Origin of the sequence: Ruegeria sp. (assembly GCF_965221235.1) — a bacterium.
GTDB lineage: Bacteria > Pseudomonadota > Alphaproteobacteria > Rhodobacterales > Rhodobacteraceae > Ruegeria.
Genome location: NZ_CBDCRS010000005.1, coordinates 97,847 through 122,379, shown reverse-complemented (window position 1 = coordinate 122,379; position 24,533 = coordinate 97,847). Strand labels below are relative to the sequence as shown.

Below are 24,533 nucleotides of genomic sequence, written 5' to 3'. Positions count from 1 at the left end.
CGTCAGTGTTTCCAGGCGCTCAGGTCGCGATCCAGAAGTTGCTCAAGATTTTCGATCTCGGGGACAAGCCGGTCTTGTAGAATTTCACGCGCCCTTGCAGGCATGTTCGTTTCGCGTTTAAGGTTCATTTCCGACAGGCGATCCCGGATTCTGCGGCGGGTTTCCAGCGGCATTACACGGGCAATCATCCCGGTGATCGGGTTCGGCTTCATCAGAAAATCCTGAAAGATGCGGCTGCGCGGAACACCGCCCGCATTGACCCGCCCCGTCATATCCGGGCTGAAACCGGGTTTTGCACCCACAAATCCCGTAATGTCGTCGATGACAGTCTGTGGGTCGGCCTGAAACTCTTCATACGTGCGGATCAGGAACTGATCCCGGTCGAATATGTCGAAGTACCGGGTCAATTGCTGCGCATACAGCGGATAGCGGGAATAGCCGAACAGGGGTTGCCACCCGGCGGCCAGTCTTTCCTCTTCGGCCTCCAACGCGGCAGTGAAATCTTCCAGCGGTTCAATCCGTTGTTTTACCGCATACATGTAATGCGACATCGCCTGATCAATCGGATTGCGCAAAATGACAACCATGCGCACCTTTGGGATGTGGCGGTGAATCCGCTCGGGCGCCTTGGAGGCGTAAAGGTAAAGCGGCGACGCCTCGCCACAGACAGAGTGTTCCGGGGCTTCGGCGAACAGAGCGCCATAGGCCTCGACATCTGTGACCGAGTTGTTGACGTAGTCTGCTCCGGGGCCGGTATAGGTCAGCGTTTCGCCTTCAAAGGCGAAGAAATTCGGCTCTTTGGAGGTGGGCATGAAGATGCTCGGGTTCTGCCGCAAATAGCTGTAAAGCGCGGTGGTTCCCGCGCGCGCCGCACCGATCATCAAAAAGTCGGGCAGCCGCAGCTTGGACAGGGCATCAATTGCGTGTGACATGAAGTTTCTGCTTTTGCCCCAGCACATGATACTCGAACAGGCACCAAACATAGACGCTGGCGGAATAGACGTAATAAATCTGATGATACAGCAGGCATTTGAACGCAAACCACGGCCCGCCATGCCCGGACATGGCGCGCACCAGATCGAAATTGGCGACTAAGGCCGCTGCCAGTAACATCAGGGGCAGGGGCCAAGCCCCAGGCCAGAATGGCAGCGCCAGGATCGACAGCAGCAACAAACCCGCAATTCCGGCCCGCAACCGCTCGGCGGTTGAGGTGTTAAGGTCGTCGGTCAGCCCCTCGCGCGAGATCATCAGCCGGGCCCAGGGCAGGGCGCGGCAGTAGATATCCGTGCTCAGGCTGTTGCGGATGGTCCAGACTTTCAGATGTTTCCCTTGCAACTGAGGCTCAACCAGAATGCGGCGGCCGGTGGCTGCGATCCGGTAGCCCAGCTCAATATCTTCGATCGAGGGTACCTCATAGGTTTTCACGTCAAACCCACCGACCTCATTGAACACGTCCCGGCGGATGGCCCCGCACCCGGCCCAGAAGGTGCGCGCTTCCCGCTTGGCCCGCTGATGGTGGTACCGATGCAATAGGTTCTTGTAGCGCGAGAACCAGGCCTGACCATCTGGCGCATCGTCGTAGGATCCGAATACGGCGGCGACATTGTCTTCGGACATCGCACTGCGGATATGGTCCGGCCCGTCCGGCCAGGCGATGACGTCGGAATCAACAAACCACAGGATGTCACCGGTGGCCTGCTGGGCGGCCAGATTGCGCGCCGCCCCCGGCCCGCCATTGACCGGGGTGGTCAGCACCGTGGCCCCCATTTCTCGCGCCAGCGCTGCGGTGCCGTCGGGGGACTGGTCATCTACTACCAGAACCTGCTGCACCAGACCGTTGTTCAGCATCTCAATTAGCGGAGACAGGACGCGGGGCAGCAGATGCTCGGCGTTATAGGCCGGCATGATCACGCTGATTGAGAGGGATTGTTCAGACATCACACGAGGTCTCCGGTCGCATTGCGCGGTGCGTGAGACCGCTGAACAAGATAAAGAAGGGCCGCCGTAAAGGGCAGCAGCCACATCACCCGCGCGCCATAGCGGTCTGCAGGTTGGGAAACGCCACCGCAAACGAGCGCATTCACCGCAATTCCGATCAGAATAAACAGGGCAAACAGTTTCACGTCTGTCGGTACGCTGCGTGGCCTGAGCAATACGACCACAATAAAGACAAACGAGGCCGCATAGATTATGCCGTGCAGGACATCAGCGGTTTCGATCCAGACCCGTTCTTCGGACAGGACGCCGCTCTGGATCAGGTGCAGCTGTGATGGGTTGAGGCGCGCCAGATTGCGGGCGTTGTTGATCTCGACGTCAGACGGGATCGTCATAGTGATGCTATAGCGCAGAACCTGGCGATACCCGTTTTCGGCCAGCGCCAGCGATGTCGAGATCGGACGCGACAGGAACACCGCCTGTGCAAAATCACGCTGTGCCAGCGCAACCCGTTTCTGATTTTCAGGAGTCATCAGCCGGAACGAACCCAACCGATCAGAGCGTTCGAAAATAATGTGGGATGGTGTCATCCTGTAGGGATCATCCGACCAGGACAGCGCTTCGTGCAGGGCGCAGGTCGGGATGTCTGTGTTAGGGCAGACCTCGTTGAGGTAATCCATTCCTGGCCCGTCGACGATCAACCGTGCGGTAATATGAGGGGTATAGACAACCTCTTTGTTCGTCGTGCTTTCGACTGTGACCTGAAACGCTTTGCGTTCGGCCAGGGCAAGGGTCAGGATCACAATCATAATAATGACCGGGCGCCACTTGCCCGGTGTTCTGCGGCACAGCGCAACCAGTAAGACAAAGGGGATCATCAGGCCCGCCACGGCCAGATGCGAGGGGTGTAGAAGGATGCTGAACAGGGCCAGGCCAGAAATCAGCACCATCTCCCAGATTTGCATCACGCGTCCAAACGCTGTCAGCGCTGCAATCCCAATCAGCAGCACCGGCGCAAAGATATCGGGCATCATGAAAGCGACGTAGAATGGCATTGAGGTACAGGCCGCCGCTAGCAGCGGCACAGCGGTAATCACCGGTGTTCCGTAATCGCCATCCAGATACCGGCTGACCGTCCGCGCCAACAGCCACGCCGTTAGCAACACGACGGCAAGGTGCAGAACCGGCATAGCGAACAGCGCATTTGCACGGAAGAACGACGCCATGATCAGGCCATAGATCAGCGACCGCGATCCGGTGGCTGTACTGTCCTGATCTGCGGCGTAAGTTCCACCGGATACGCTGCCTTCATACACCGGGGGCAGGATCGTGTTCAGTGCGACACTGCCCTGCCGGATATAGCTGCCAGTGTCGAAGTAATAGAGCGCCTCGCCATTGATCAGCACCACAGACAAACAAGCAAGAACGGCCAGAGCAAAAAGAAGCAGCGCTCTGACCCTCGAGGAGTGTTTATCCGAGGGAACTGATATGCTCATACTTGCCCGGCGGCTTTCTCGGCGGTGACTGCCGTGCGCTGAAAATATCCAATTGTCGCCTTCAGCCCGTCCTCAAGCGCCACCTGGGGCGACCAGCCCAGCTGTTCGCGGGCACGGGTGATATCCGGCTGACGCTGGATCGGATCGTCCTGCGGCAGCGGTCGCTGCACCAGTTCAGATTTCGAGCCGGTCAGGCGAATGACCGAGTCCGCCAGTTCACGGATGCTCAGCTCAACCGGATTGCCCAAATTGATCGGCCCGGTGACGTCATCAGGGGATTCCATCAGCTTGATCAGACCATCGATCAGATCGGACACGAAACAGAAAGACCGGGTCTGACTGCCATCGCCGTAGATGGTGATGGGGTCCCCGTTCAGGGCCTGCATGATGAAATTGGACACCACACGCCCGTCATCGGGGTGCATATGCGGCCCATAGGTGTTGAAGATCCGCGCCACTTTGATCGGCAGGTTATGCTGACGGTAATAGTCAAAGAACAAGGTCTCGGCGCAGCGCTTGCCCTCGTCATAGCACGAGCGCGGACCAATCGGATTGACGTGACCCACATAATCCTCGGTCTGCGGATGGATTTGCGGATCGCCATAGATTTCAGACGTCGACGCCTGAAGAATCCGCGCGCCAAGGCGTTTGGCCAGCCCCAGCATATTGATCGCCCCATGCACCGCTGTTTTGGTCGTCTGCACCGGATCGTGCTGATAATGGAAGGGCGAGGCCGGGCAGGCCAGATTGTAAATCTCGTCCACCTCGACATAAAGCGGAAAGGTCACGTCATGGCGCATGACCTCGAACCGGGGGTTGTTCAGAAGGTATCGCAGGTTGCCCCGCCGCCCGGTGAAGAAGTTATCGACGCACAGAACCTCGTGTCCCTGTTCAAGCAAGGCTGCACACAGGTGCGAGCCCAGAAAACCGGCTCCGCCCGTCACCAAAACCCGTTTGGCGTTGAGGTTCATGTCATTGGGGTCAAAATCAGACGCGTTCATCAGCGCACCCGGCACTTTTGGCCGTCTTCTGTGTAACACCCATTCGCAACATCTCCCTGCTCATAGGCAGGCACTTTCAACAAACGGCCAAAATGCAAATTCCGATCGAAAATAAGCGCCTGTACTTGGTAAAATAACAGTTCAAAGCTACACGAAACTTGCTGATTGCCGAAGAAGAAATATTGCACATCCCCGGTTTCCTTTGTTTTGCGGCAAAAAGCGGGTGAATGCAGGGGGGAGTAACCTCTCTAACGGATAGTCTCGCCGATTGAGCGGAATTGTTTCCTTCGCTGGGATGCCCCGCCTGCGACAGAACTGTGAATTAAGGCTTGCAACGCTCTGAAAACGGCCTGTCCGGCGTTGCGACCCAAGCCGGGTTGCCTTGATCGGCGGCAGGAACGGCAGTAACAAAATATATAGATTTAGTTTTTGTGTGAGTGTTGTGTCTAAAGGTTTTTACAGACCAGACATCGACGGGCTCCGCGCTGTTGCCGTTGTTCCCGTGGTTCTGCACCATGCCGGTTTCGCCGGGGTTCCCGGTGGGTTTGTTGGCGTAGACATATTCTTTGTCATCTCGGGTTTTCTGATCACGACCATTCTGGCTCGCGAAATCCGGGACGGACAATTTTCGATTCTGTCTTTTTATGAACGTCGGGCCAGACGCATTTTGCCGGCCTTGTTTGTGGTTCTAGCCGCCTGTCTCGCGGTTGGTTGGTTCCTGTTGCTGCCGAACCAGTATGGCAATCTGGCAGTGTCAGTGGGGGCGACCCTGCTTTTTGCCTCCAATATCTGGTTCTGGATGGATGCCGGAGACTATTTTGGCCATGGAATCGAATTTGCGCCGCTACTGCACACTTGGTCTCTGGCCGTGGAAGAGCAATTTTATCTGTTCTTTCCGCTCTTGCTTTGGGCGTTGTCCAGAGCCTCGATGCGGGTCTGGATTAGGGTAATTGTGCTGATCTCTTTGGTTTCGCTTGCGCTCTCCATGTATGCGACGACAGCGCATCCCGTTGCCAATTTTTATCTGACCCCAACCCGGATCTGGGAACTTGGGATCGGCGCTTTGTTGGCGGTGGGCGCTTTTCCGGCATTGCGTCGCCCGGCTGCTGTGGAAGCGGTGGCGCTGATCGGCGCAGTCCTGATTATAGGCAGCATTCTGTTGATCTCGGATCATACGCCGTTTCCGGGCATAACGGCGATCCCGCCCTGCTTGGGAGCCGCGTTTCTAATCTGGGCCGGGATGTATGGCCGGTCGATGATAGCCAGATTTCTGACCCTGCGCCCCGTGGTTTGGATCGGGTTGATCTCATACTCCTTGAATCTGTGGCATTGGCCCGTTCTGGTCGCGGCGCGGGTACAGTATGGCCGGGTGGTCAACAGAAAAAGAACCCTGCCGGATCGGCGCCACATCGAATGGTCCGGCGGTGGGCCAAATCATCGTGTGGGGGGATTCCCATGCGAGCGCTTTGCTGCCCGGTTTTGATGCCTGGCTGCAAGAGCAGCGATATTCCGGGGGTGGCTATTGTCAAACTGGGCTGCCCGCCTTTGATGGGTGTCCGCCGCGCCGAAATGGCCGCAGCCGGTGAGGCCCCGACAGGTATCAGGAACAATCCCATTCACGTCAAACAGGGTGTCGAACGACTGCTTCAGCGGTTAAATGACCGCAAAGTCGATGTTGTGGTCGTTGGCAGCATCCCGGAAGCCGGCCTCAATGTCCCTGATGCCCATGCCGCAAGCTTTACCTTTGGGACGCGATTGCGCGCTCTGCCGACGCGAGAAGAGTTCGACCGCGGAAATGAGCCTGCCTGCGCGATCCTGTTAGAAGGCAGCCGAAAATTCGGCACAATCCTGGCAAGACCGGTGGATGATCTGTGTGAAAGCTCTTGCCGCGTCCTTGAAAACGGTGATCCTATTTATCTGGACGAAGATCATCTCAATCAGGCAGGCGCGCGATTGCTTGTGTCTACGCTTCTGAACCAACACCTCGCGCACATTCTGTCGGGCGACTGAATGCACTGGGACCGTGATGGTGATGTCAAAAGACAGGAGGGAACCAGTGGCAGATAAACTGTGGGCGGGATTGATTGCATGTGCCGCTCTGGTCGTTGGCGTTCTTGTCTTTGCGGCGATTGGCACTCCGATGGGGCATTCGTTCGGCTTCAACCTAAGCTGGACCATCGCGTTTTCCGAAGCTGTTGGTCTTGGCACGCCCTATCCCCGGTTTCTGCCCGCCCTGTGGGACGGCATTGGTGGGTTTGATTTCTTTTTTTACGCGCCGCTACCTTTCTACGTTGCTGCCGGGCCTGCCCAATGGCTGTGCCCCGAGTGCAGCCCGCAGGTTCAGTTCGGTTTGGCCGGAGGGCTGCTGTGCTGGCTGTCGGGGCTGGCATTCTGGGTCTTTGCCCGGCAATTCTTACCTATGAAGTCCGCTGCAATCGCCGCTGTGGTCTGGGCCTTGGCTCCTTATCATCTGGGCATTGACTGGGTGGTTCGTCAGGCGGCGGGGGAATTTGCAGGGTATGTCTTTGTACCGCTGGTCTGTCATGGCGTCTGCCTTGCCTTGCGCGATCACCGCGCCGCATGGTCCCTGCCCGTGGGATTGGCCGGGTTGGGATTCTGCCATCTTCCGACCCTTCTTTTGGTTGCGCATGTGCTGGCGATTGTCGTTGTCGCCCGGCTTTTGGTGCAACGCGCGCGCGTTGTACCTGCGCTGCTGGTTCTGACGGTCATGGGCAGCGCGGGGCTGGCGATCTCGGCCCTCTATTGGTTACCTGCGCTTGTGCTGCTTGGGGATGTCTCACCGCAGGGGCTCTATACCCCCGAACTGGTCCCCGCGCATTGGTTCCTGATCGGCGTGGATACACTGCCGGACAGCAGATTCCGGCTGGCCCTGCTGCTGTGTCAGGCGGCGGCCTGCATCCTTGCCGTGCTGGCAGTCGTCGCTTCGCGGGGTGACAACAGGCGGCAGCTCATCATCTGGGCTTTGCTGCCCGCATGGTTGGTGCTTGGCCTCAATAGCACGCTCTCAGAAGCGCTGTGGAACAATTGGATCATTGCGCGTGTTCAGTTCCCCTACCGGCTGACCGTAATGTCCGATTTGGCCTTGGCACTGTCAGCGGGGGCGATCAGCAGCGCGCTGATGTCCGGGCAATGCGCAAGGCGGTGGGCCATTTTCGCGGCCGTCTGCCTTTTGATCCCATGGGCCGCGGTGGCGAGCCTTGTTCCCGACCGAATTGCCCGGGGTATCGCCGCGCGGGGTCAGCCCGTGGCCATGATTGGCGCGCCGGAATATCTGCCACCTGCAGTCTTTGACCCGCTGGCCGAACAAACCCGCACGGCCGGCGATCCGATTTGGGCCGTACCCCAACATTTTCTAAACGTCGTGGACAAGATCCAGACCCCTGCCTTGGGGTTCGCAAAACCAATTCCGGAAGGCCCGCGCCAATGGCTGTTGCCTGCCTCTGCGTCAGCGCAGGATCAACCGCAACGCGTCGCGTTGATGTACTGGACCCATATGAGGGCGGAGACTGCCGAAGGTTTGCCCGTGACCCTGAGCCCGGATCCGCAGACTGGATTGCTGCGCGTTGACCCCACCGCAACGGATGTCAAAATCCTGCTACCCTTGCACTGGAGCGAAAAGGCCGGTGCCGTCCTGACCGTGATCGGTCTGTTTGTTGCATTGATCTACGGGTTTCGCGCAAGGCGCAGGGGCACGGGGTCGGGCATCTCTTAGCCGGGCCTGCGAAACACCCAGAGTGTCGAGATCACGTAATTGGCGACAAAGGACGCTCCGATTGCCACCAGCAGGATGATCCAGAACGGCAGTGCGGTGGTAAAGGCCAGACCCTCTACCACCGCGAGGCGGATCACCAATGAGGACAGGACGGCCAGAAAATACTTGCCATACCCTTTCAGCGAGATCGTGTTCCGGCTGGTATGCTCATAGCTGAAGATATTGTGACCGAAGTAATTGATGACAGACCCCAGAATAAAGCCCAGCGTCGAGGCGATTGCATAGGGTGCTGACAAAAGACCGGCCAACAGCAGCGCGAGCAAATAGTCCGCCACTGTCCCCAAGGCGCTGATAGCGAGAAATCTCAGCAGTAGGCGTTTATCTTTGAGGTCAGATATCACGGCGGTGCCGGGTCCCAAGTGTCATGGCTTTAACGGCGGCTCGGGTAGCTCTTAACAAGCGTCGATCCGGCGCCAAGGCGATCTATCTCACTGCCCGGACGAACTCCGTATTCATGATACCCATCTGCCTTGCCGGTTGCATAAACCACGAACTCGCGGTCATAGAACCCGCGGGCCGACGGGGATTGATCCTGAATCATAGCGTTGTTCAGGACGACCCAGTCGCTCTGGTTCTTGTATCCGTTGATTTCGCTGACAGCATTCTGTTCGATCACAACCGAGGTCGACGCGTTGACATTGATCCGCGGGATCATCACTTTGCCGTTGCCCGAACCCCCTTTGCGCAATGGCACCCGGATGATCGAGTTCTTTCGGATCGACAGGCCATCCACTGCATAAATGGAAATGCCGTGCAGGTGGGCATTATAGATGACGTTATTTTCGATCAGGATGTTGCGGTGGCGCAAAAGCGGATCGCTTGTATTCTTGCCGCTGCGGCCCATGAAAATCGTTTGGGTGAAGTCGCCCGCTCCGATGTCGAATACATTGTTGCGGATCACGATATCGCTGCTGCCTTTGTTCGAGGTCCGCGTCACCTGAATCATGTCCCGGTGATCCTTGCCGGTGCTGGCCCGGAAATTGTGCAAACGGTTGTCCTCGATCAGCATATGGTCAATGCCGCTGAAGGCCATGCCGTCGGCGCGGATGTCATAAATCTGATTTCGCTGAATGTTAAGATGCGTGCAGTTCACCGCAGTGATCGCGCGCATCCACTTGCTGAACGTGCTGTCGGATATCGTGACCTTGGAACTGTCGCGGATAAACAGGCCGCGGCCGTGACCGATCCCGTTACTGTGCGCTCCGTCGAAAACCGAATTGGTGATCGTGATACCGTGGCTGTTTCTGATCTCGAACTTGATAACGTGGTTCTTGTCACCGGTCTTGAACGTGTAGTCGAACACGATCCCGTCGAATGTGATATTGCTGGCGCGAGACAAGCGCAGTTCGGACAAACAGGCGGGGGATTGCGGGCTTGCCGACCGGATCGTCACCGGCTTCTTGAACGTTTGCTGAATGCGCACCGCTCCGTAGTTACCGCTGGCCAACAGAAAAGTCTCACCCCCGCGTGCGGTTTTTAGAGCTTTGGCCAATTCTTGTCCGGTGCGAATGGTCTGGCCGTCTTTGGCCTGCGGCAGCTGTGCCGCGATGTTTATCCCACCACAGGCAGCCCCCGCTCGCATCGGCATTGCCAACGCAAACAATACAAAACCGGCGCATAGTAGCAGGCCAAGAGGCGAAAAAATGCGTCGCATGGGCAACCCCTCGCGATGAAACTGGTAACGGAAGAAGCCTACGGGCAAGCAAAAGCCTTGTCCATCGGGCGATCCGGGCAGACACAATCTTTGCAATTGATCAGGAGATTTCAGGTCAGCGAGCAATTAACCGCCGATACTCAACCCGAATACGCGGGTGGATGCCTGAAAAGTGGCATTTCTGTGTCCATTGTTGCGCCCACAGAATCAATTCAACAAACATGGCAATACCACCAAGGGAAGGGGAACAATTCCCGGTATCGAGTATCGAGTTCACTCGGAAATGAAGGCAAAGCGGCACGATTGTGCCGAAACAGGCAACAATTTCCAAACATAGCCATATTCCGGCCCCTCTGTCGCCTTTGTGCGGCTGTTCCCTCTGCCCTGGGTGAGCGGAAATCCTGTGCGCTGCCACTCACAGCGCCTATGCAACAAAGGTGAAATATGTCGACGACAATTATTGTTACCTCGAAGGCAGAGCTGGACCAGGCTTTGTCTCAGGCACAAGGTGGGGAAACGATCCTGTTACAGGCGGGGGACTATGGCCGCCTGAACATCAACACTCAATACGCATCCAACGTCACAATCAAATCAGCGGACCCGAACGCGCCCGCCGAAATTTCGGAACTCAGGGTGAATGGTGCGTCGAATGTTACATTTGAAGATGTGACCTTCGATTACACGTTTAACGGAGAGCCGCAGAGCTACCGGCCGTTCCAGATTCAGAACAGCTCAAACATCACAATCAAGAACTCGACCTTTGATGGGGATCTGGCCTCGGGTGTGTCGTCGACCGCCGATGGCTATGGGACGGGTTACGGATTGTATATCCGCGGCAGCTCGAGCGTGACCGTAGACAACAATGAGTTCTACAACTGGCGCATCGGCATTGCATCCGGCATCAGTCAGGATGTTGCGATCACAGGCAACAATATCCATTCGATCCGGGCGGACGGAATCTTCATCGACGCCAACAAGGGCATTTTGATCGAAGGTAACTATCTGCACGACTTTAACCGCTCGCTCAACTCGGGTGATCATGCAGACTTCATCCAGTTCTCGAAGATCAACGGCCCAAGCAGCGACATCACGATCCGCGAGAACGTTATCGACATGGGTTCGGGTGACTATGCGCAGGCCATCTTTTTGGGCAACGCAGGCACAGACCCCAACGATCCGAACCTGTTCTATACCAACGTTCTGATCGAAGATAACATGATCTACAACGCGCATACGCACGGGATTTCCCTTGGCAGCGCGCAGGATGTAAACATCAGCAACAACACGGTGCTGGCCGTACCCGGCCTGTTGACCGGCGGTGTTTCGATCCCGGCAATCCGGGTTGGCGGCACGTCGCAGAACGTCACGATTGATCATAACGTCACGTCGGACATTATCGGATATAGCGGTCAGTCCAGCTGGAACCTCACCGGCAATGTCTATGTCCAGAACACAAACCCAAGCGGGCCGAACTACTACGGTGATCTGTTCATTTTCCATGCCACCGGTGCACAAGACGGGTATAATCAGTTTGGCGTCCAGCCTGGCAGCATCATTGACACGACCGGAGCGGGTTCGGATCTGGCCTACCAATTCCCACTGTCCTACGACAGCTGGGTCGGCACCAGCACGACCGGGTCGACGGGCTCAAACACCTCAACCACAAGCCCCGACACGGGAACGACCAACCCCGACACCAGTGGGACCGCGCCGAGCACCGATACTACGAACACAGATACTTCGGGCACGGACACAACCGATACCGGATCGTCCAGTTCTAGTCCGGATACCGGTGGAACGGATACCACGACAACCAGCCCGGACACGGATACTGGCTCTGTCAGCCCGCTCCCAAGCACGACAAATCCCGATAGCGGCGACGACACGTCCGGCACAACAGCCGAGCAGCCTGAAACAATGGTCTTTGACGACTTTGTTCTGGATATCGCGGGCCTGCCCGGAAACGATCAGGCCTCATTGAAAGGGGACACGTTTGTCGCGGATACAGGATCGGGTCCGGCGCTTCAGTTCGATGGTAAGGATGACTACGTCAATATCGGCAAGCTTCCTGAATTCGGTGATTCAGGTCAGATTGCCTTTACCGTCGAGTATTCCCGGGACGAGGCCGATGGCAGCAGCCAGCGCCTGGTCTGGAACCACACGAAGGTTGGCCTGACGATTACCGGAGACGGGTTGATCGCACATGTGGGCTCTGATGACGTCAAGTTCCACAAGGGCTTTGCAAGCGGAGATATCGGGCTGAACGACACCGAATCTCACACGATCACCGTTTTGGTTGATGAAGACGCAGATCGCCTTCAGGTGCTTGTGGACGGTGAGGTTGTCATTGACGAAACCAGCGTCGACTTTGACTTCTCGGGTGGTCGCGACCGTGCTTGGACGCTTGGAACCGCATGGGGTCGTGATGTTGACGGTGAAATCACCGCTTTCGCGATTGATGACGACGTTCAGTTTGTCGACACTTGGGTTCCCGATGATGCGATGATCGCCTGATGCGGAATTCGCGGCAATAACAGCCTTACAGGCAAAATGTTGAGCAGGGGCGCACAATCGGGCGCCCCTTCTTTTTTCATGTGCAGGCGCGGCACTTTGGGCCCGTCGAGGCAAAAAACGTGCATGTCGGGCGGTCAATCCCCTGTATGGCTGGCGTCGACCATTCACAACAGCTCTCAAAGTCAGAGATATTGGGTGAAAACCTATGCAGGTCAGCTAAAGTAGGGGCCAGTTTCGCGGGCCATTCGAACAAGGACGCATGGCCCGCGTGTCAGGAAAGAGTGCAAAAGGACAGACAAGCGCAGTGGCAACATCGGCGGAGACAACCAAAGCAGTGCCTACCCCCGGCCGCCGCGCCGGGGTAAAGCGCACGCCGTTTGTCATTCCGCTGCTGTTTCTTGGGTTCGTCTTGCCGTTTTATTTCGATGTAGCCGGGCTTGAGATCGGAACATACCGGCTGGTTCTGCTGATATTCATCATCCCTGCAATGGTGCGGTGGCTGGATGGCTCGGGCGGTTTTTACGCACCCGACTACATGATGCTAATTTATGCGCTGTGGGGCAGTCTTGCGCTGTTATACAATCACGGCTTCGCCCGGTGGGAGTTTATCGGCATTGTCATAGTAGAGACACTTGGCCCCTATTTCATCGCCCGTTGGATGATCCGGGATGCGGATGCGTTCCGCACTTTTGCCGTTTGGATGTTCATTCTGATCCTCTTCATGCTGCCCTTCAGCATCTACCAGTCGCTGATGGACAAATCCCTGATCCTTGATTTCTTTGCCAAGATCGGCAAGGTCGCCAAGGTTGTATATGATGAACCGCGTCTGGGCCTGTACCGGGCGCAAGGGTCGATGCCCCATCCGATCCTGTTTGGCATTTTCTGCAGCGTCGGTTTTTCGCTGACCTGGTACGTGCTGGGCTATAATAAGAACCTGGGACACAAAATCCCACGGATCGGTGTTGTACTTGCCGCGACCTTCACCTCTTTGTCATCGGGCGCGTGGCTGTCGGTTGCTGTGCAGATTGCTCTGATGTTATGGAAGGTCGTCTTTAACGCCATCCGGATAAAGTGGAACCTGTTGCTCTATCTATTTGCCGGTTTCTACCTTTTGGTTGATATCGTAGCCACCCGTCCGCCCGTGCAGCTGTTTGCGGCTTACATGACCCTCAACAGCAGGTCGGCATGGTATAGGATTCACATTTTCAATAATGCTTCGGATGACGTTCTGAACAACCCCATCTTCGGGATTGGCATTAACCCGTTCAGCCGCCCGGCCTGGATGGTGGGTAGTCTGGACAATTTCTGGATGGTTGTAGCACTGCGTTACGGTTTACCCGCGCTCATCTTGCTTGTTGCGATACTTGTGGTGATCTACGTCAAGGTTGGCAGGGTACAGCTCTCCGGCCGGCTGGCAAGCTATCGGCTGGGCTATTTCTTTGCGTTGACCGGATTCAGTATCGCAGCCATTTCGGTGCATCTGTGGGAGGCAACTTTTTGCCTTTTGATGTTCATGCTGGGGGCCGGCCTTTGGATGCTGAATGCCGAGGATGACGCAGATCAGCCTGCCGCAGGCGATCGCGGCGGGCGGCCTCGGAAAATTAGATATACGCGCTTCGGACCTCAGGAAACTCAGCCAGATCAAAAGGCTCAATCAATCGCGCCCCGTGCGCGTAAAACTGTATTAGGGAAAATCGACGCGTGTCAGCACAGCCAGAAAAGATCATGACGGATGCGGGTATCGGCCGCAAACCAAAGCGGTCGGGCATTCGGCAGGCTGTCACTCAGGTTCCCATCTCGTTTCGCAAGAATTACGGACTTTTGAAGAACCCCGAACTTTGGCGGATGATCCCGTTGTTTCTGGCATGCAGGCGCAGTGCCAAAGGCGCGGGAAAGCTGCGGCACAGGATTTTCGTGGGAACCCACCACAAGGCGATGACGACCTATTTCAAAGCCGTCCTCAAGTTGCTGGCTTTTGGTTTGGGTGAAAAGTTCGAGGATATCTCGCAGCAGGTGCCAAAGCCGAACACGCAGGTTTTTCTGTCGATACACAGCCAGACGCCGCTGTCCGAAATCGGCCCCTACAAAGGCATTCATATCATGCGTGATCCGCGTGACATGATCGTTTCTTCGTACCATTACCACCTGTGGACGAACGAACGTTGGGCGCATGTGCCGGATGAAAACGGGCAAACCTATCAGGAAAAGCTGCTGGCGGCGGATAAAACCGAGGGGCTATTTATGGCCATCCGGCATTTCATCTTTTTCAGTCGCGAAACGCTGGAGAATTGGGATCTGGATGACCCCGATATCCTCGAGGTATCCTATGACGCCCTGATGGGTGATCAGCGCGATGCGCTCTATGCCGAGATGTTCGCCTTTCTGGGCCTCAGCGGCAAAGCGCATGAGTTAAGCGTCCGCCTGATGCGCCTGTTTGAGGCCGGAAAGCGCAGCAGGATATCAGACACCAAGACCAATGAACGTGCGCATATTCGCAGCGGGCGCAGCGGACAATGGAAGAATGAGCTAGAGCCACAGCACATTGCGTATATCGAGCAGGAGCTAGGACATATCCTAGACAAGTTCGGCTATGACCGATCCTCGGCGCAGGGATAATCAGCGTCACCTAAGTGGAAAAAGACGCTTTCTGAACATTCCGACAGCGCGGCGCAAACGGCGGGCAGGGGGCATATGCCCGGCTAAAACCGCTTCGATTTCAGTCTGACTCATGTCCCCGCGCAACGACGTGCGCGGGCGCAGAAAAGCGCTATCGTCCATGTATCCTGCGTCGCTTGAGAACACCGTCTGATAGCCGGCGCGTTTTAACGCGCGCAAAACGCGGGCGTTGTACATTCCAAAAGGTATTCCGGCCTCGGTCAACGGTTCACCACACAACGTTTGCAAAATGTCGCGCGAACGGAAGATTTCACGCTCCAGCCCTTCTGCCTCCTGTTCGGTCCAGGCGACATGAGCCGCGCCGTGGCTGCCGATCCGCATCCCAGCCGCCAGCAGGCCAGTCACTTGATCGCGTGTCAGAGATCCGGGCGCGTCCAACCTGTCGGTCAGAACAAAAAAACGCGCTGTCAGCCCGCGCGCCATAAGGGCGGGCCGGGCAATATCAAAATCCGACTGGTTGCCGTCATCAAAAGTCAGAACAAAGGCGGCTGGATCGGGGCTGGCCACCACCCGGTCCAGGATCTCGTTGAACTGAGCCTCAGACAGCCAATAGGGGCTTTCGCCTTCCTCCAGCGTGCGGGTCGGAGTACCAATTCCGTGAAAGTTGAGACCGATCCGCCGTACCATATCAGGATTTCAACCTTCTGTGCAGGCTTTCAGCAAGCGTAACGACGCGCGCACCTATTCCGTCCGGAGTGGCCTGATACGGGCCGGATGCGGCTTTGTTCGACCCACCAGTCCGCAGTTTGAACCGGGTAACACTCGGGTTGGCGTCGGCGTCTATCCCGCCAAGATCAAAGCATGTTGCGCCCCGGTTTCGGCAATACAACATCGCCTGCCACATCAAAAAATGCCCCGCATTCAACCGCCGTCCGGCCTCGGACGTGGCGCCGAACAGATAGGTGGCGTTCGGACCGGATGTGCCAATCGTCATTGCTCCGATGTCTTCGCCATCCTTGTGCGCGATCAGCACGTCATGGTCGAAATCCGGCCCATGCAACCCATAGTAAAACTCGGGCGGGATGTCGGGCTGAAATCCTTTGGCATCCTGAACCTGTGTGTACAGCAAGGAAAACCGATCCGAGAGATCGTGGATCGGGCCGGTTTCAAGCTCGATCCCAGCTTTCAGCGCGTTGCGCAGCGGATTGCGCCATTTGCCATGCAACGCCCGCATCAGGCTATCGTCGTCCTGACCGGGGTCGATCAGAACCGTTCGGTACGGCGCAGAGCGCTGGCACGTCGAAAACCCGGCATGCGTGATGGCGTCTTCGGTCGCCGTGACCTGCACCGGAAACCTCAGACGCAGGATATGACCCGCCGCATTCAAGTGATCCCGAAGCGCGACGAGGACAGAGCTGAGTAACGCTGGCTCAGGCTCAGACTGCCCTATTATTTTTGTCAAAGGCCCGGCTGCAATCCAAGCGATGCCCCGGTTCAGCAACGGTACTTTCTTGATCCTGATACAAGCGGCAGCGATAGGCCTGTCTTGTGGGTCATAAACGGCGACGAACTCAGCCGTAGCGCCAATCCGGCGGGCGGCCGCCTGTGCGTAGGTAAGGCTTTGTTCATAGGTCAGATCGGAAAACAGGCCACTGATCAGCGGCCAGTTCTCAGGCGCGACAGGGCGGATGGACAGCGCACCGGTCGACATCAGATGGATACCTCGGCCGCGGTATCGGCCAGCAGATCACCCAAGGCTGCCTCATCCTCATGCGAAAGCGGTTTGGACGGATGCAGCTCAAAACGCTGTGGGACAGGGAACTGGTTCAGGTGCTGCATTGGCACGATATGCCCTTCGAGAAAGCGGGCGACCTTTGACAAGGCAGTTTTCGGGTCGGCGCATATATCGGCGTAGTCGACCCTCAGATGCCGGTCCGCGCCGATATGCGCGCAATCACGTTCGATATCCTGTTCCACGCCCGAAACCTGACGGCAGGCGCGCTCAATATCAGTGTTGCCCCCGGCGTTTGACGGACGTACGGACCACCATTCCTGCTGATCCGGCTGCGGCCCTTTGTTCCGCCTTTGCGCCCTAATAATAGACCTGGCGGTATCAGCTGCATCGCGCCGGACCTCAAGAAACAGGCAGCCGGGAAACAGGGCGTTCAAAAGCCGCACACGGTTCGAGTGCATGACATTCTTGTTGATGAATGGGGCCGCAGACAGCCGCGACATCCCCGCCAATGTCGATCTGATTTCATCCGCCGGTAGCTTCTCAACTGAGCTTTCATCCGCCCAAGGTCCGTCCTCCAGCCAGCGCTGCCATATCCAGCCGCCTTCGTTTGGCGCGGCCCAGCCGGAAATATGGCCGTAATCGCTGTGGTATGCCGGTTTGTGGCGGGCCATGAATGGCGTGCCCAGCTTTGTGACCGCCAATGGCGTTTTGTAGAACCGGTGCGCCAGATTGGTGAAATAGGCCAGCCGAAATTGCGTGACCATCAGCTCATAAAACAACGAAGTTCCGGAACGCGGCGCACCCAGAATGAAGATATGTGGCCATTTCGCCTGTGGCTGATGCGCAAGCAATCGCGCCTCGACCGGGGCAAGCGCCGCGTGGACAGTTGCGCGAATGGCGGATTTGGCTGCGGTTTTCATGCCACCATCCCGGTATCAGGCTGCGGTGGGGTCTGCCCCTTGGGCTGTTGTACCAACGCGCCCAGCAGGAACGTGAACCGGGCGCGCCAGGCCTCAGCGCCTTTGTGGCTTGGCCGGATCAGGCTGATGGGCAGGAACCAAACGGCGCGCAAAAGATCTGCCAGCGCCATGAGGCACGTTCCCAGCCAGGCGATTGCCGGCCCTCGTGTAAACCGCAGGAACAGGATTTGCCCCTTCGCGATTTCGACCGATTTCCATGGCGAGGTCTGGCCGGTGGACACAGCCCCATAATGCGTAAGGCGCACGTCCGGATTGTACCGCACCTTCAGACCAGCCTGCCGCACTCGCCAACACCACTCGGATTCCTCGCTATACATAAAGAACCGATCATCCATCATACCGACCTGCTCTACTACCGCGCGCGCGATCATCATGAAGCATCCCGCAACGACATCGACATCCTGCTCGGTGTCGCGCGCCAGAGAGGCATAGCGCTGATCCCCAAACAACCGGCTACGCCGCAGAATGCGGTTTGGCACCACAAGGCCCCAGAACAGTTTACTGAGCGACAGTTCGCGAAACAGAGTCGGCTGCTGGCTTCCGTTTTCAAGCGATACATGCCCGCCCAGAATGCCAACATCGGGATTGTCCTGCATATATGACACTGCACGTTCGAGCGTACCATCGTAGACCAGCGCATCGGGGTTAAGCACCAGCAGATATCGCCCTTTGGCCTGCCGGATACCCAGGTTGTTGCCCCATGCGTAGCCGCCGTTATGCCCCGCATCTAGCACGGTTATTTGTGGAAAAGCCGTGCGCAGCGCCTCGACACTGCCATCGCCAGAATCATTGTCGACCACGATCACCTCAAGCGACAGGGAACCTGCGTGATCCAGAACCGACTGAACCGCCTTTGATGTCACGTCACTGGTCCTATAGTTCACAATGATGACGCTGAGGTCCAACTGGACTGTCGCGGTCTGTGTCATTGCCCGCGCCTTTCGCTTTTTCCGTCAGTGAAACACATGCCTGCGCACTTTCCCAGCAAGACTGAAGACCGCACTTTCAACCCCTTCGGGCCGCTTAGACAGGTGCCACAACAGCAAATGCGTCCCGATATACGCAGCCGCTCCCACTAGCACCTTGACGATGAAGCGAACCCGCAAAAGGGGCAGGTCATCGAATGACTCATAAGCCCAGCCGATCACTTCGGTGCTGCCATAGGCGCTACCAACAAACAGGACGGCGGCAATCATGACCAATGTCGAAGCAAAGGATCGCCACGCCACGGTCAGAGGACCGATTAACGTACGCTTGCCATAGCGTTTCGCCAGCCACAGCGTGGTGACAATCGCTGCGGCACTGCCTGCGCCCGCGCCTGCCAATGCGCCGGTGAATCCATATTGCACCCCAACCCACATCAACAGGCACACAAGGATCAGCAGGAACGTGTTGCGGATCAGTAGAATTCTGGTCGATCCTTCGACGTACGAGGCCGACTGAACATTCTCCTGCAACGTTTCCAGCGCCTTGAGCGGGGCCAGAACCCATATAACCTGGGCCGCCCCCAACCATTGCGGCCCCAGCACCACGATCACCACGTGATTGGCTACAAGCGCCATGCCAACCGAAACAGGAAGCACGATGGCCAGCAGCAATTCGTTGAGCCGGTTGAACGTTTCATCCTGCCGGTCGGTGTTGCGCGAGATGTCCGCAAGTCCGGGATACAACACGCGCTGTAGCGGTGCGAACAGCTGAGTCGTGACAAGCGTGCTCAGGCGGCTGCCCAGACGGAACACCCCTGCATCCGCAAGCCCCAGTGTCGCGCCGACGATAAGCTGCGGCATGTTTCTGGAAAAGAACTGTGCGACCAGCGCTCCGGTAGACCAGAGCGAGAAGGAAAAACAATCCTGCCAGCGTGACAGCGATAACCGCGGCGCCATCGGAGCGAAACTGAAAGTCCAGATCGACCGGGTCGTCAGAGCGAAGAAATTGGCCAAGACAATGGCCCAGAAGTCTCTCCAGTACCATGCCAGGCTTATGGCAATGATCGAATAGATGATCCGGCTCAGGGTTTCTTCTCCGGCGGCGAAACCAAAGCGCAGATTGCGCTCATACAACACGAACCGGGGGCTTTTCAGGGCAATGATCAGCGACAGGACAAAGAGCAGCGGGGTCAGCGGTGCCAGTTCGGGCAGGCCGATGAATTCAACGAATGGTCGAGAGGCGAGGAACAGCAGCCCCGCCGCAACGCCAAGGATCACCTGAAAGGTAAACACCGTCTCAAGATGCTGATGCGTGGCGTCTTCAAGCCGGATCAGCACATTCGCAATTTGCCGCTGCATCATTTCAAGAAAGGCTGTGGCCACCAGGAAATATGCAGCGATACCGAAATCCGTGGGCGTCAGCAGACGCGCAGTGATCACCAGTGTGACCAGTCCAAGCACCTGACGAAACAGGCTGGAGGCCAGCAAAGTCGTGGCCCCAACGGCAAGAGCCGCGCTGCGGGAGGAGGCGCCGCCGTTCCGCGCAGGATCAGTTGGCTGTTTCAAGATTTTTAACTTTCCATACTCACAACAAACAACGCTTTTCTACAACAGTGTTTCCAAATCGCACCCAACAACACCGCTTGAATAAGCCGACAAATAAGAGCCCAAAGGCCAATCCGGGACGCCATTTGCCCCCCGAACAGGGCTATTTTACAACTGGTTCGCTACAGTTTTGCTCCTTTTGTCAAAGGCTACCATTATCCGAACTCTACACGTTGAATTTTGCGCCAAAGTGTAATTTCAATCGGTATCATGAATTGGACACTAATTGCGCGATAATGCCAAGCATGTGGACGTTTTCAGGTTATTCGATCTCGACCCGGTTTTTGGGTATCAGGTTTCAGAATGGTGTAATGGTATGAAGATCGCGATTTTCGGGCTGGGATATGTGGGCTTCACCGCTGCGTGCTGTCTGACCCATCAGGGGCATGAGGTGATCGGTGTTGACGTAAGCGCCGATAAAGTTGCTGAGATCAACGCAGGCCAGCCCCCGATCAAGGAACCCAAGGTCGGAGACCTGCTGACCGAGGCGCTGAGCCGAAAGCTGATGCGCGCCGTGGTCGAGAGGCCGGACCTGTCCGATGTCGATCTGGCCATTGTTTGTGTCGGCACGCCCAGTTCCACCGATGGCTCGCATAACATGGGGTTTGTGGCCGAGGTGACGCGCCAGATTGCCGAGACCGTATCGCCCGACCGGGCGCGGCCTTTAACGGTGGCGTATCGCTCGACCTTTCGGCCCGGCACGGTGCGCCAGCTGATCGAGCCGATCTTCCGCAGCCATCTGGGCGACCGCACGGCGCAGGCGGTCGAGATCGTTTATAACCCGGAATTTCTGCGCGAAGTGTCGGCGGTGGACGACTATTTCAACCCGCCCAAGATCGTGGTGGGCACGGCGGACGGAAACGGCTCGGACGTCATGGACGCCTTGCACGAGGGTCTGGACGCGCCCGTTTTCTACACAGCCTTTGAAGAGGCCGAGATCACCAAATTCGTCGACAACACATGGCACGCGACCAAGGTGGCCTTTGCCAATGAGGTCGGCCGGATCTGTCACCGGATGGGTGTCTCAGCCAAAACCATGCATGAGATTTTCGTCTCGGACACCAAGCTGAACATCTCGCCTTATTATACCCGTCCGGGGGGCGCGTTTGGTGGGTCCTGCCTGCCCAAGGATGTCCGTGCGTTGCAACACATTGCCGGAGAGGTGGGCGCGCATACCCATCTGATTGACAGCCTGCTGCGCACCAATGATGCGCATAAGACCTATCAGGTGCAGGACATTACGGCCCGTCTGCCCGAGGGCGGCAGGGTGCTGATGGCGGGGCTGGCCTTCAAGGCCGGAACAGACGACCTGCGTGAAAGCCCCAATGTCGATATCGCCCGGCGGCTGCTGGACGGAGGCTATCAGCTGTCGGTCTATGATCCGGCGATTGAACCGGCTGATCTGCGGGGGCAGAATCTGGGCTATGCATTTGCCCACCTGCCCAATGTGGGCAGCCTGCTTGTGGATCGCACCACGGCCGAAACTGGGCCGTGGGATCTGGTGATCGGATCGAACCGGATCGTGAATGATCTGAACCTTGGCGATGCAGAGGTGCTAAGAACCTATGAATATGACTAGCCCACCGCCCGCCGTTCAGCCAATTTCGTTCGAGGAACTGCGCCAAAGCCAGCCCCTGAAAGGGCTAAAGGTTCTGATCGTGGTCGAAAACCTGCCCGTGCCTTTCGACCGCCGCGTCTGGATGGAGGCCCGCACGTTGGCCGCCGCAGGCGCGCTGGTCTCGGTCATCTGCCCCTCCGGCAAGGGTCACGAGGAACGCGTGTGGGAGGATGAGGGGATCAAGGTCTATCGCCACCCTCTGCCGTTGGATGCTAGCGGGGCGCTGGGGTATCTGCTGGAATATGGCGCGGCGCTATTCTGGGAAAGCTGGCTGGCGCTGAAGATCAAACTGACGCGCGGCTTTCACGTCATCCATGGCTGCAACCCGCCCGATCTGATCTTTCTGGTGGCGCTGCCCTTCAAGCTGTTCGGCGTGCGCTATCTGTTTGATCACCACGACATCAATCCCGAACTTTACGAGGCCAAGTTCGACAAGCGCGGCTTCTTCTGGAAGCTGATGAAGACGTTCGAGCGGCTGACCTTCGCCTCGGCGCGAGTGTCGATTGCGACCAATGAAAGCTATCGCAAGATCGCCATCGAACGCGGCGGCATGGCGCCCGAGGATGTCTTTGTCGTCCGCTCCGGCCCCGACCTCAGCCGCCTGCAACACCTGCCACCGAACCCGGAATGGCGCAACGGGCGCAAGTATATGGTGGGTTATGTCGGCGTGATGGGCGATCAGGAAGGCATCGACCTGTTGCTGGAATCCGTGGCGCATCTGGTGCAAGTTCAGGGCCGCGAGGATATCCAGTTCTGCCTTGTGGGCGGCGGCCCCAGTCTGGACAAGCTACAGGCACAATCGGCAGAGATGGGCCTGTCGGATTACGTCACCTTCACCGGCCGCGCCCCCGATCGGGATCTGTTCGAGATCCTGTCGACCGCAGATGTCTGCGTGAACCCGGACCGGGTGAACGAAATGAACGACAAATCCACCATGAACAAGATCCTCGAATACATGGCGTTCGAGAAACCGATCGTTCAGTTTGACGTAACCGAGGGACGGTTCTCAGCGCAAGAAGCCTCGCTGTACGCCAAGGCCAATGATCCCGTCGATATGGCGGCCAAGATCACCGAGTTACTGGCGGACGAAGAGCGCCGCGCCACCATGGGTAGCTCAGGTCGCGCGCGGGTCGAGGCGGAAATGGCCTGGCCTCATCAGGTGCCTGCCCTGATCGCGGCGTACCAACGGATCTGGAAAGGGTAGGCGTCTATTGTGAGCCGATGCGCTGATACAAAGTCCATGGCGCGTCAGCCGCAAGGATGTTGAACCCCGGAACCGGCATTCGGAACGAGTCAACTGAACAGACAATCACCGTGTCCGTCTGCACCTCGGCCAATTTGGCCAAAGCGGATGGAACGGTATGATCACCCTCAACCACAATCTGTTGCGCTGCGGTCTGAACACCGCTCAGCGCGCCGATGATGCGGATTGGCTGTTGGGTGGCGTTGGCAAAGGTCGGCACAGCCGTGCCATCAAAAGTCATAAGAAAGGGCAGGGGCATGCAGCTTGTGGCAACAACACCCGGGTTTTCGGTGCCCTCAGTAAAAAACGCCGCGCCCAAGAAGCCTGTCTCGTGTCGGCTCAACGCCTCCAGATAAGAGGAATAGACCTGGCCGTCTTGATACCAACTCACGCTAAGCACCAGATTCCGAACCAGCAGCAGGATCGCGACCGCTGCAAGCGCGGCCGTCTGATACTTTGGGTTTATGCCCGGCTTAAATGAAAGGCTAGCCGCCAACAGGGCCAGCAACAGCAGCGGTATGCGCTCTCTGAGATGTCCTACTCCAAACAAGTTTGGCGGAAAGATAAAGACCAGAACGACACAGACCATGACGGCAAGTCTCAAGCGCCTGTCGATCTGCCAAATCCCGGCCATAAACCCGGCGATCAGCCCGCCCCACAACAGGAACCCAATGCCGTAATCCGCCAGGCGCCAGGTGGATTCCGCGACCCGCAGAATACTATCGAGCCGCAGGGAAACCTCGGTATTGAGGCGCGCGGCCAGAGTTCCGCTTTCGGCATGAGCAAAAAGGTTCGAAATCGACGTCATAGCGCCGCCACCCGCAGTGTTGGTCTGCAAGAACAGCAGAACCGGCACAACGGCAATTAGCAACAACCTGCCCATGCGGCGCGCGATATTTGCGACGCTAGTTTTCCCCGATTGAAACGCGAGTGACAGTTCGATCAGGCCCAGCAATAGACCCCACAGCGCAAAGGCCAGCCCGTGGATCAGAAACAGCACAAGCCCCAATCCGACTGTGACCAGCAATTGCCGCGCAGGCCTGTCCTGTGACGCGATCCAGTACCCGGTAGCCGCCAGCAGGACACCAAGCCCAAGCAGAAAATTGGAAAACCCCCAGATCAGAATATGGCTATAGGCCACAAATCCGGCCATCAGCACGTTCAGAACTGTTATCCGGCCATGCAGAGCATGTGCCAGGTAAAGGACACCGGCAAACGGGGCAAAAACGACCAGCCCACCGATGAGCTTGGCACCAAGCAACGGCTCAACAACCTGCATGATCCCGACGCCCAGAATATCAAGGCCCAGATTGGGCAACAACTGCCATGCAACCTCATAATTCTGTTGCAATGCGGGCCATTCAGAGCCTGACCGAAAAGTAGTTGAAGGATATCATCGGGTTATGATTCTCTGAAT

The 24,533-nt window shown here is 57.3% G+C and carries 21 protein-coding genes; 9 read left to right on the top strand and 12 right to left on the bottom strand.

The genetic code is table 11. The annotated features are described in order from the left end of the window. Positions 1-2: 2 nt before the first annotated feature. From ACOQOY_RS21225 to ACOQOY_RS21210, 4 genes are read right to left on the bottom strand one after another with little or no spacing between them, the layout of a single operon-like run. Positions 3-932 (bottom strand): sulfotransferase, encoded by a 930-nt coding sequence (locus ACOQOY_RS21225; protein ID WP_420587372.1) that lies wholly within the window; start codon positions 930-932, stop codon positions 3-5. Then, entirely contained in the window at positions 916-1,938 is a 1,023-nt protein-coding gene (locus tag ACOQOY_RS21220) for a glycosyltransferase family 2 protein (protein ID WP_420587371.1), read from the bottom strand. Before ACOQOY_RS21220 ends, ACOQOY_RS21225 begins: the two co-directional genes overlap by 17 nt. Further along, positions 1,938-3,431: a hypothetical protein gene (locus ACOQOY_RS21215; RefSeq protein WP_420587370.1), complete on the bottom strand. Its 1,494-nt coding sequence runs from the start codon at positions 3,429-3,431 to the stop codon at positions 1,938-1,940. Before ACOQOY_RS21215 ends, ACOQOY_RS21220 begins: the two co-directional genes overlap by 1 nt. Continuing rightward, complete coding sequence (locus tag ACOQOY_RS21210) at positions 3,428-4,432, bottom strand: UDP-glucuronic acid decarboxylase family protein (protein WP_420587369.1); 1,005 nt, start codon at positions 4,430-4,432, stop codon at positions 3,428-3,430. Before ACOQOY_RS21210 ends, ACOQOY_RS21215 begins: the two co-directional genes overlap by 4 nt. Positions 4,433-4,874: 442 nt before the next feature. Here ACOQOY_RS21210 and ACOQOY_RS21205 point away from each other — a divergent pair, with 442 nt between their 5' ends. From ACOQOY_RS21205 to ACOQOY_RS21190, 4 genes are read left to right on the top strand one after another with little or no spacing between them, the layout of a single operon-like run. Then, positions 4,875-5,915 (top strand): acyltransferase family protein, encoded by a 1,041-nt coding sequence (locus tag ACOQOY_RS21205; protein WP_420587368.1) that lies wholly within the window; start codon positions 4,875-4,877, stop codon positions 5,913-5,915. Continuing rightward, positions 5,857-6,018, top strand: a complete 162-nt coding sequence (locus ACOQOY_RS21200) for an SGNH hydrolase domain-containing protein (RefSeq protein WP_420587367.1) — start codon at positions 5,857-5,859, stop codon at positions 6,016-6,018. The genes ACOQOY_RS21205 and ACOQOY_RS21200 overlap by 59 nt, the downstream gene beginning before the upstream one ends. Then, positions 5,981-6,442 carry an SGNH hydrolase domain-containing protein gene (locus ACOQOY_RS21195; protein WP_420587366.1) on the top strand — a complete coding sequence of 154 codons (462 nt, stop codon included), beginning with the start codon at positions 5,981-5,983 and terminating at the stop codon, positions 6,440-6,442. The genes ACOQOY_RS21200 and ACOQOY_RS21195 overlap by 38 nt, the downstream gene beginning before the upstream one ends. Positions 6,443-6,488: 46 nt before the next feature. Beyond that, a complete protein-coding gene (locus tag ACOQOY_RS21190) occupies positions 6,489-8,165 on the top strand; it encodes a hypothetical protein (protein WP_420587365.1) in 1,677 nt (558 codons plus the stop codon). Here the strand turns inward: ACOQOY_RS21190 and ACOQOY_RS21185 are convergent. Together ACOQOY_RS21185 and ACOQOY_RS21180 are read right to left on the bottom strand one after the other, a co-directional pair. Beyond that, complete coding sequence (locus ACOQOY_RS21185) at positions 8,162-8,566, bottom strand: GtrA family protein (RefSeq protein WP_420587364.1); 405 nt, start codon at positions 8,564-8,566, stop codon at positions 8,162-8,164. The genes ACOQOY_RS21190 and ACOQOY_RS21185 overlap by 4 nt on opposite strands. Before the next feature lie 29 nt (positions 8,567-8,595). Beyond that, positions 8,596-9,879 (bottom strand): right-handed parallel beta-helix repeat-containing protein, encoded by a 1,284-nt coding sequence (locus ACOQOY_RS21180; RefSeq protein WP_420587363.1) that lies wholly within the window; start codon positions 9,877-9,879, stop codon positions 8,596-8,598. A 444-nt stretch (positions 9,880-10,323) separates the two neighbouring features. On the opposite strand from ACOQOY_RS21180, the gene ACOQOY_RS21175 reads away from it, so the two are divergent. The 3 genes from ACOQOY_RS21175 (at position 10,324) to ACOQOY_RS21165 (ending at position 15,009) form a co-directional block, all read left to right on the top strand. Next, positions 10,324-12,393 (top strand): right-handed parallel beta-helix repeat-containing protein, encoded by a 2,070-nt coding sequence (locus tag ACOQOY_RS21175; protein ID WP_420587362.1) that lies wholly within the window; start codon positions 10,324-10,326, stop codon positions 12,391-12,393. A 334-nt stretch (positions 12,394-12,727) separates the two neighbouring features. Continuing rightward, a complete protein-coding gene (locus ACOQOY_RS21170; RefSeq protein WP_420587361.1) occupies positions 12,728-14,122 on the top strand; it encodes an O-antigen ligase family protein in 1,395 nt (464 codons plus the stop codon). Beyond that, positions 14,095-15,009: a sulfotransferase domain-containing protein gene (locus tag ACOQOY_RS21165; protein WP_420587360.1), complete on the top strand. Its 915-nt coding sequence runs from the start codon at positions 14,095-14,097 to the stop codon at positions 15,007-15,009. Before ACOQOY_RS21170 ends, ACOQOY_RS21165 begins: the two co-directional genes overlap by 28 nt. A gap of 6 nt (positions 15,010-15,015) precedes the next feature. Here ACOQOY_RS21165 and ACOQOY_RS21160 read toward each other — a convergent pair whose 3' ends face one another. The 5 genes from ACOQOY_RS21160 to ACOQOY_RS21140 are packed head-to-tail and all read right to left on the bottom strand — an operon-like array spanning position 15,016 to position 20,216. Further along, a complete protein-coding gene (locus ACOQOY_RS21160) occupies positions 15,016-15,696 on the bottom strand; it encodes a polysaccharide deacetylase family protein (protein ID WP_420587359.1) in 681 nt (226 codons plus the stop codon). Between the two features lies 1 nt (position 15,697). Then, positions 15,698-16,720, bottom strand: coding sequence for a lipid II:glycine glycyltransferase FemX (locus ACOQOY_RS21155; RefSeq protein ID WP_420587358.1), 1,023 nt, complete (start codon positions 16,718-16,720; stop codon positions 15,698-15,700). Then, positions 16,720-17,664, bottom strand: coding sequence for a sulfotransferase (locus tag ACOQOY_RS21150; protein ID WP_420587357.1), 945 nt, complete (start codon positions 17,662-17,664; stop codon positions 16,720-16,722). Before ACOQOY_RS21150 ends, ACOQOY_RS21155 begins: the two co-directional genes overlap by 1 nt. Next, a complete protein-coding gene (locus ACOQOY_RS21145) occupies positions 17,661-18,653 on the bottom strand; it encodes a glycosyltransferase family 2 protein (RefSeq protein WP_420587356.1) in 993 nt (330 codons plus the stop codon). The genes ACOQOY_RS21150 and ACOQOY_RS21145 overlap by 4 nt, the downstream gene beginning before the upstream one ends. Before the next feature lie 24 nt (positions 18,654-18,677). Continuing rightward, entirely contained in the window at positions 18,678-20,216 is a 1,539-nt protein-coding gene (locus ACOQOY_RS21140) for an oligosaccharide flippase family protein (RefSeq protein WP_420587355.1), read from the bottom strand. A gap of 355 nt (positions 20,217-20,571) precedes the next feature. Here ACOQOY_RS21140 and ACOQOY_RS21135 point away from each other — a divergent pair, with 355 nt between their 5' ends. Further along, positions 20,572-21,834: a nucleotide sugar dehydrogenase gene (locus tag ACOQOY_RS21135; protein ID WP_420587354.1), complete on the top strand. Its 1,263-nt coding sequence runs from the start codon at positions 20,572-20,574 to the stop codon at positions 21,832-21,834. After that, on the top strand, positions 21,827-23,077 hold the full coding sequence (locus ACOQOY_RS21130; RefSeq protein WP_420587353.1) for a glycosyltransferase family 4 protein: 1,251 nt from the start codon (positions 21,827-21,829) through the stop codon (positions 23,075-23,077). The genes ACOQOY_RS21135 and ACOQOY_RS21130 overlap by 8 nt, the downstream gene beginning before the upstream one ends. A gap of 4 nt (positions 23,078-23,081) precedes the next feature. On the opposite strand, the gene ACOQOY_RS21125 is transcribed toward ACOQOY_RS21130, so the two are convergent. Then, the gene (locus tag ACOQOY_RS21125; protein WP_420587352.1) at positions 23,082-24,467 is read right to left on the bottom strand and encodes a hypothetical protein; all 1,386 of its coding nucleotides are present in this window, start codon (positions 24,465-24,467) and stop codon (positions 23,082-23,084) included. Positions 24,468-24,533 lie beyond the last annotated feature (66 nt).